Annotated in this window: 10 protein-coding genes; 4 read left to right on the top strand and 6 right to left on the bottom strand. The window is 61.9% G+C overall.

Features of this window, described 5'->3' with window-relative positions; genetic code table 11:
* Nucleotides 1–78: 78 nt before the first annotated feature.
* A complete protein-coding gene (locus ABIE57_RS20045) occupies nt 79–420 on the top strand; it encodes a hypothetical protein (protein WP_354540806.1) in 342 nt (113 codons plus the stop codon).
* A gap of 246 nt (nt 421–666) precedes the next feature.
* Here ABIE57_RS20045 and ABIE57_RS20040 read toward each other — a convergent pair whose 3' ends face one another.
* Entirely contained in the window at nt 667–1,986 is a 1,320-nt protein-coding gene (locus ABIE57_RS20040; RefSeq protein ID WP_354540805.1) for an MFS transporter, read from the bottom strand.
* Nucleotides 1,987–1,994: 8 nt separating this feature from the next.
* Entirely contained in the window at nt 1,995–2,255 is a 261-nt protein-coding gene (locus ABIE57_RS20035) for a metal-sensing transcriptional repressor (RefSeq protein ID WP_354540804.1), read from the bottom strand.
* A gap of 84 nt (nt 2,256–2,339) precedes the next feature.
* On the opposite strand from ABIE57_RS20035, the gene ABIE57_RS20030 reads away from it, so the two are divergent.
* The 3 genes from ABIE57_RS20030 to ABIE57_RS20020 are packed head-to-tail and all read left to right on the top strand — an operon-like array spanning nt 2,340 to nt 4,126.
* Complete coding sequence (locus ABIE57_RS20030) at nt 2,340–2,696, top strand: hypothetical protein (RefSeq protein WP_354540803.1); 357 nt, start codon at nt 2,340–2,342, stop codon at nt 2,694–2,696.
* Nucleotides 2,697–2,756: 60 nt separating this feature from the next.
* Nucleotides 2,757–3,485 carry a HupE/UreJ family protein gene (locus ABIE57_RS20025; protein ID WP_354540802.1) on the top strand — a complete coding sequence of 243 codons (729 nt, stop codon included), beginning with the start codon at nt 2,757–2,759 and terminating at the stop codon, nt 3,483–3,485.
* Nucleotides 3,486–3,502: 17 nt separating this feature from the next.
* Nucleotides 3,503–4,126: a transmembrane anchor protein gene (locus ABIE57_RS20020; protein ID WP_354540800.1), complete on the top strand. Its 624-nt coding sequence runs from the start codon at nt 3,503–3,505 to the stop codon at nt 4,124–4,126.
* Nucleotides 4,127–4,256: 130 nt separating this feature from the next.
* Here ABIE57_RS20020 and ABIE57_RS20015 read toward each other — a convergent pair whose 3' ends face one another.
* The 4 genes from ABIE57_RS20015 to ABIE57_RS20000 all read right to left on the bottom strand — a co-directional run bounded on the left by ABIE57_RS20015 (nt 4,257) and on the right by ABIE57_RS20000 (nt 6,889).
* The gene (locus tag ABIE57_RS20015) at nt 4,257–4,487 is read right to left on the bottom strand and encodes a DUF6429 family protein (RefSeq protein ID WP_354540799.1); all 231 of its coding nucleotides are present in this window, start codon (nt 4,485–4,487) and stop codon (nt 4,257–4,259) included.
* 49 nt (nt 4,488–4,536) lie between these two features.
* Nucleotides 4,537–4,794, bottom strand: coding sequence for a WGR domain-containing protein (locus ABIE57_RS20010; RefSeq protein WP_354540798.1), 258 nt, complete (start codon nt 4,792–4,794; stop codon nt 4,537–4,539).
* 87 nt (nt 4,795–4,881) lie between these two features.
* The gene (locus tag ABIE57_RS20005; protein ID WP_354540797.1) at nt 4,882–5,814 is read right to left on the bottom strand and encodes a DUF2493 domain-containing protein; all 933 of its coding nucleotides are present in this window, start codon (nt 5,812–5,814) and stop codon (nt 4,882–4,884) included.
* A gap of 373 nt (nt 5,815–6,187) precedes the next feature.
* Nucleotides 6,188–6,889, bottom strand: a complete 702-nt coding sequence (locus tag ABIE57_RS20000) for a DUF7146 domain-containing protein (RefSeq protein WP_354540796.1) — start codon at nt 6,887–6,889, stop codon at nt 6,188–6,190.
* Nucleotides 6,890–6,994: the final 105 nt, after the last annotated feature.

Genomic DNA, 6,994 nt, shown 5'->3' with positions numbered 1-6,994 from the left:
CTTGCTCATCTTCGCTCCATGAAGGCTACGATGAGCCGGAAACCCTCCGTTCCGCAATATGCCTAAACTGTCCCATGGGTGCTGACGTCAGACACCCTGAAATACGGCGACTACGATTGCGTCACCTTTCGGACCGCGCCAGGCGTCCAGCAATTCAGATCATTGGGAAGCGGACGCAATGCGGCGACCGAAGATGTGGTCGAGGTGCCCTGCGTGGAGCTGTCGCTCTTTCTGGGTGATAGCGAGGCGAAGGCCGTGCAGGTTCTCAAACGCATCTACTCATCGCATCCCTACGAAGAGCCGGTGGTCTTTGTGGAACAGTGCGTGCGAACGCTTCATATCCGGGGAATGGACGAGGACAACCCCAATAGATTTTGGAACAACGAAGCCGAAGACTGGGTGCCGGAAGAGCATCTGTAGACCGGACATCCGCTGCATCCGGACGAAAGGGTAAGATGGGCTCGAACCGGCCATTGAAGCGAAAAATGGCGTCAGTTTGGCACGGGCAGGGTCAGATCGACGCACCCGGCCTTGAATGACCCCTCATACGCCCTGCGGCAAAGGTCCGCTCGCAATCGGGTTTTACCAATGCTAAGCTATGGACGAGTATTGGCGCCGCAAAAATAGCACCGGAAACGTCGCAATCTCGGTTTCAGTGCGCTCTCTTTAGAAATGCGTGGCCCAGCGAGGGTGGCTTTCGTCGATGACCAGGGCGTGGCGGTGCCTGCGATGCCCCCTGAGATGGGGATGATCGAGCGGCAGGTTGTCATGTGTGTGTTCAAGTTCCAAAGGATCGCCTGACGGCCAAAGTTTCAGGGCGGCGAACATCCCGCCAGCCGCAAGAAGCGCCAGCCCGATCAGAGCGGGAACAATACCATAGGCCGTCAGCAGCCAACCGGACAGCGGATAGGTCACCAGCCAGCAGGCGTGCGACAGCGCGAACTGCGCCGCAAACAACGCGGGGCGATCGCCCGCATGGGCGGATCGGCGCAGCAATCGGCCAGACGGGGTGAGGACGACGGAATATCCAAGCCCTACCAGCACCCATGCCCCCAGAAGGGCAGCCCAGCCAAGACCAGCGGTCAGGACCGTCGCCCCGAGACCCAGCAATGTTGTCACCATCAGCGCCGCACCGCCGAACATCACGGGCCGATCGGGCAGCGCATCCAGCAAGCGTGGAAGAACCAGCGCGGCCGTCATCGAGCCCGCGCCAAAGGCGAACATCGCCCAGGCCAGCGCGCTTTCCGACAGCCCAAGCGTGCCGCGCACCAGAACAACGGTATTGACCAGCACCATGGCGCCCGCAGCCGCTGCCGCGAGGTTCAGTGCCAGAAGCCCGCGCAGCCGCGGTGTGGCCAGGTAGATGCGGATGCCCCGAGTTGTCCGGTCGTAAATTCCGCGGGGCTTGGATGGGCTGGGGTTGGGCAGCAGCACCGAGATCACCAAAAGGGCCGAGGCTGCGAAACCGACCACCGTTCCGTGGAAAAGTGAATTGTAGGACATCACCGCCAGCAAAAGCGCGGCAAGTGTTGGGCTGACGATGTTCTCCAGGTCATAGGCCAGCCGCGAAAGTGACAGCGCGCGGGTATAGCGCGCCTCGTCTGGCAGAACATCCGGGATCGTGGCCTGAAAGGTTGGCGTGAAGGCGGCAGAGGCCGATTGCAGCAGGAAAATCAGCACATAGACCTGCCAGACCTCGGTGACGAAAGGCAGCGCCAACGCCACACCGGCGCGCACCAGATCAAGCGTCACCAGAAACGCGCGGCGCGGCAGCCGGTCGGCGAAAGCCCCTGCAATCGGGGCGATGCCCACATAGGCCACCATCTTGATGGTAAAGATCGTGCCCAGCACCAGCGCAGCCCCGTCCCCCGCGAGATCGAAGGCGAGCAGACCGAGTGCCACCGTTGCAAGCCCAGTTCCAAGAAGTGCTGCGACCTGTGCCAGAAACAGATGGCGATAGGTGCGATCAGCGAGAATGTCGAACATGGCGCGCCTCAGAGATATCTGGCGATCATGCGCAGCTCGGCGCGATCGGATGAAAGGCCCTCGACGTCCAGGCAATGATCCATATGGTCATGGATCAGCGCCCGCTTTGCATTCGTGATGGCTTTTTCGACCGCTTGCATCTGTTGGGCGATCTCAAGGCAGGGCTTGCCGTCCTCTATCATTGCGATGACGGCGCGCAGATGCCCGTCAGCGCGTTTCAGCCGGGCGATCAGGGCGGGATGGGTTGCATGAACCTTGGGTTTTGTCATATATCCCGTTTATCCCCTCCGGGGGGATAGAACAAGATGGTGCCATGACGCATCACGCGAAGGACAAGCGGACGGGCGGGTTTGATGACAGCGTTGCATTCAATCGCAAAAGCCGCGTTTGCGCTGCTGCTCTGCGCGGCCGTGCTTGTGTGGTCCGTGGTGCCCACGACGTCGCATGTCCCCAAGGTTCTTGATGTGCTTCAGGAGCACTCGGAAATGATTGCAGAGCACGGGCATTCGCACGGCCTGGAAGAAGATCTGTTATGGGCTACACACGGGCACAATCATGACAGTGCAGATCATGATCACAACCAAGCGGTCGTGATCGCCCCCGATCCGGCAGTGCATCCGCTCGAGTTCTACCAAGCGGCATGGCAGCTACGTTCGACCTTTGCAAACCCGCTCATGACACATTTGATCGAAAGACCTCCGCGCCTTTGATCGCCCGCGCGTCGCCCGCGCGGTTCACCCGATCATCAAACACCATGCGGAGTTCAATCCATGAAAACAGTCCATCGGGGCTGGACCGATCCCGGCACGCGCCGGATCGTGGTCCTGTCCGTCATCACGATAACCTTGCTCACTCTGAGCGCGGGCCATGCGCTTGCCCACAATGTCACCGAAGGTGACGCGGGTTACATCCAAGAAATCTGGGGGGTGAACATCATTCCCTTCATGTATCTCGGGGCCAAGCACATGGTCACGGGCTATGACCATATCCTGTTCCTGTTCGGCGTCGTCTTTTTTCTTTACAAGATGAAGGACGTAGGCATTTACGTCAGCATCTTTGCCGTCGGACATTCGACCACGATGCTGGCAGGCGTCTGGTTCGGGTGGGGCATCAACGCCTATATCGTTGATGCGATCATCGGCCTTTCGGTGGTCTACAAGGCGCTCGACAATCTGGGGGCTTACCAGCGCTGGTTTGGCGTTCAGCCCAACACCAAACTCGCGACGCTGATCTTCGGCTTTTTCCACGGCACGGGGCTGGCCACCAAGATCCTCGATTACAACATCGCCTCAGAGGGGCTTTTGGCCAATCTTCTGGCGTTCAACGTGGGCGTTGAGATGGGCCAGATCATGGCCCTTGCCGTGATCCTGATCGTCATGGGTTTCTGGCGCAAATCCCCGAACTTCTTCCGCCAGGCCTACACCGCCAATGTCGTCATGATGTCCATGGGGTTCATCCTTATGGGCCTGCAAATCACCGGCTATTTCGTAGCCTCTTGAGAAAACAGGAAATCCAGATGTTCAATGCAGAAAAACCAAGCCTCGATCAACTTCCCACCTCGCGGCAATTGCTCCGCTCTACCGCCATCGCGGTGGTCAGCGCCGTCGCGATCCTTGTGACCGTCGTGCTGCCCGCCGAATACAATATCGACCCCACGGGGATCGGTGGCGTCCTTGGCCTGGCAGAGATGGGCGAGATCAAGACCCAACTGGCGGAGGAGGCAGAAGCCGACCGGCTTTTGGAACTTGAAGCACAGGAGCAATCAAGCCTGATGAAGGACATTTTCGGGCTTTTCGTTGGTGCCGCACAGGCACAAGAGGCCGAAGTCTGGCGCGATGAAGTCACCTTCACCCTGGCCCCCGGCGAAAGTGCCGAATGGAAGCTGGTGATGGAAGAAGGCCAGACGGTGGAATACCGGATGATGGTCGAAGGCGGCCGCGTGAACTTTGACCTGCATGGCCACGGCGGCGGCAACTCGATCACGTACGAGAAAGGCCGCGGCTCCACCGGAGACGACGGCACGATCATCGCCGCGTTCGATGGCGAGCACGGCTGGTTCTGGCGCAATCGCGACAGCGCAGAGGCGACCGTGACCGTGCAGGTGCGCGGCGAATACGCCGAGTTCAAAGACGCAAGCTGATGCCGGAAGCTGCCGTTCGTGCGATCTTTGGCGAACGGTAGCTCTCCGCCCTCCACGTCGGTGATGCTGAGACCGCGAAGGCACCCCAAATCCGCGCATCGAGCGGCAGCAGGGGCCGCAAAGCCGCCCCTCACTCGGCATTGCTGAACTCCCGTTCCAAAACTGCCCGCGCGCGCTCAACGCCTTCAGGCGTCAGGGTCAGTGATTTCGCCTTGTTTTTCGGATTATCGATCAGGCCTTTCTCAAAAAGCCGGTCGGTGATGTGCCAATCGATCCCCTTCCAGACCCGATCGCCGTCATGCAACGTCAGGCTGAGGATCGCGAGGGCCGCATCATCGATCTTGTCGGTGTCGAGCGTCATCATCCCCTCTATTTCTGGTCGGGTTTCGCGCCGAGTTGCCGCGCGCGCGTCACACATATCCCCGCCGCTGTTTCACGCGCGCGAGTTTCATCAGCGCGGTCACGGCCTGCCCTTCATCGGCATGCGGCTCGATCATCATCTGGCCACTATATCCGATCCGGCCCCATTCACGCACAAGGCTGGCACCACCGAACAGGTCAGGCTGGATGCTCATGCGGTAAAAGCGGCGCATGTTGTGCGCAGGATCGATCCGCCGCATCTGCAGGTCGGTCGGGAAGATTTCCAATTGGCTGACGGTATCAAACATGTCGCAATCCGGGCGCGGGGTTTGTGCCATGATATCAGGTGGAACCGATTGCTTCCACCATGATGCCCCCGTGAAGGGAAAGGGGGCTCACACCCCCTTCTCGAACTTCATGACCGGGATGCCCAGTTTTTTGGCCTTGTCAGCAAGGTTCTCCTGGATGCCGGTTCCGGGGAATACCAGAACACCCACGGGCAGCACATCCAGCATCGCGTCGTTGCGCTTGAAGGGGGCTGCCTTGGCATGCTTGGTCCAGTCCGGCTTGAAGGCCACCTGCGTCACACCGCGGGACTCGGCCCATTTGGCGGCGATGAGCTCTGCGCCCTTGGGGCTTCCCCCGTGCAGGAGGACCATGTCGGGATATTTCGTCCTGACCTGATCGAGCTTGCCCCAGATCAGGCGGTGATCGTTGAAGTCGGTCCCGCCGGTGAGGGCTACCTTGGGGCCAGCGGGCAGCATCACCTCGGTCTCGGCGCGGCGCTTGGCGGCCAGGAAGTCGCGGCTGTCGATCAGCGCGGCGGTCATATGCTGACGGTTCACCATCGAGCCGGTGCGGGGGCGCCAGGCGGAGCCTGTGTGATGCACAAACTCGGTGGCGGCGTGATCGCGCATCATGTCCATGCAGTTGCGCCGTTCGATCAGGGTCAGGCCCTCGGCCGTCAGGCGCTCGAGTTCGACGGATTTTACCTCGGAGCCGTCCTGCTCGCGTTGGAGGCGGCGCTGCGCCTGCTCGTTCTCATCGAGCGACCGCTCGACCCGGGCCGTGGCGCGGTGGAAGAGGTTGACCTGGCCCCAGAGCACCTCTTCGAGGTCGGGTTCCATGCGGGTGTCTTCCAGGGTCGCGACGAGGGCATCGAAGATGTCGGCGACGGCGACGGCGAGGCGCTGCCCATCGGGCATCGGGCGCGGATCGGGCTCGTCAAAGGGGCGGTAGCCATAGAGCTGCAGCTCATCGAGTGCATGGGCGGTCTGGGATGCGGTGTGGGCGGGTTCATAGGCGTCGTCGTGGGTGTGGATCGTCATCAGTTTCTTGCCTCCGGGCCTGTCTCGTCCGCGCGACAACCCGCGCGGCCTTCATGGGCAGCTCTGAGCCGTCATGGCGGACGCCCCTTCACCCCCTCTTCGGGGCCGAAACGCATGTGGAGGAGGGCGGCAGGCAAGTTATTTGTTTCGCGATGCAAAGCGGGGGTTCGTCCCCCGCGGCGGAAATAGCTTGCCGGCCGCCCTTGATGGGGCGTCCCCTTTGACGGCCGCCTGCCCATCTCTTGAAGGCCGCTCGGGTGTCGGGTGGATGAGATTTACCCGGGAAGAGGCAAAGGTGATGATCCACACCCGCGACAGGACTGCAGGACCCCTACCCCCCCTCTGCCCCGGACCACCCTCTGCGCGATGCGGCTCAGCCCAACAGGCGTTGGCGATCCTCAAGCCCGATCTGCCCTGCCAGATGCTGGCGCAGCGCCTCTTTGCCGTTCGCCCGGAGATCATCGTTGAAATCCCCGAGCCGTGGTTCCAGCACCCTTACGGCAATCCCGGCATCAAGGGCTCTGGCGCTCAACCTCTCTGCCGCGCGTTGCCCGGCCGGATCGCGGTCTATGGCGATGTAAAGGCGCTGCAGCCCCTCTGGCAACTGGACCGCCCCGAGGTGACCCGACGAGAGAGCCGCCCAGACGGGAAGGCCGGAGGCCGCCTCGGACAGGGACAGCATGGTCTCGATGCCTTCGCCGACCACGAGGATGTCCTCATGCGGGGTCAGCCTGACGGCATTGCCCAGGAGGTGACCCATAGCCCGCCGCTGCGTTTTGACCGCCGCCTTGCCCCCGCCGTCGTGCGCAAGCCAGGTGCGATGCACACCCTGCAAGGCCCCTGCCCCATCGGTGACCGCAGCTATCAGCGCCGGTCTGGGGATGCTCCGGGTCTGGCCCTCATCCCGATGCCAGCACTTCGGGTAGAAGCGCAGCGCGCTCATCGTGCCGCCTTGGGTGATGCCTCGAGAGCGGAGGTAGGTGTCGGCAAGCGTGCCTGCGACCGGCACCGAGGCTGCAAACAATCGCGCCGCCGCCGCTGGTGTGCCACCGGGGGCTTTGGCCTTCTTCGGCACTGGCGTATTCGGGTGAGAACGGCGGTGCGAAAGTCGGCCACGGTAGCGGCGGGATGAGCCTGCTGCGGGCGGCGTAAAAGTCGGCCACCTTTACCCTTTCTGGTG

The organism is Roseovarius sp. MBR-6 (assembly GCF_040547525.1).
Taxonomy (GTDB): Bacteria; Pseudomonadota; Alphaproteobacteria; order Rhodobacterales; family Rhodobacteraceae; genus Roseovarius.
The sequence above is the reverse complement of the archived record's forward strand: the minus strand, read 5'-3'. Positions and strand labels throughout refer to the sequence as shown.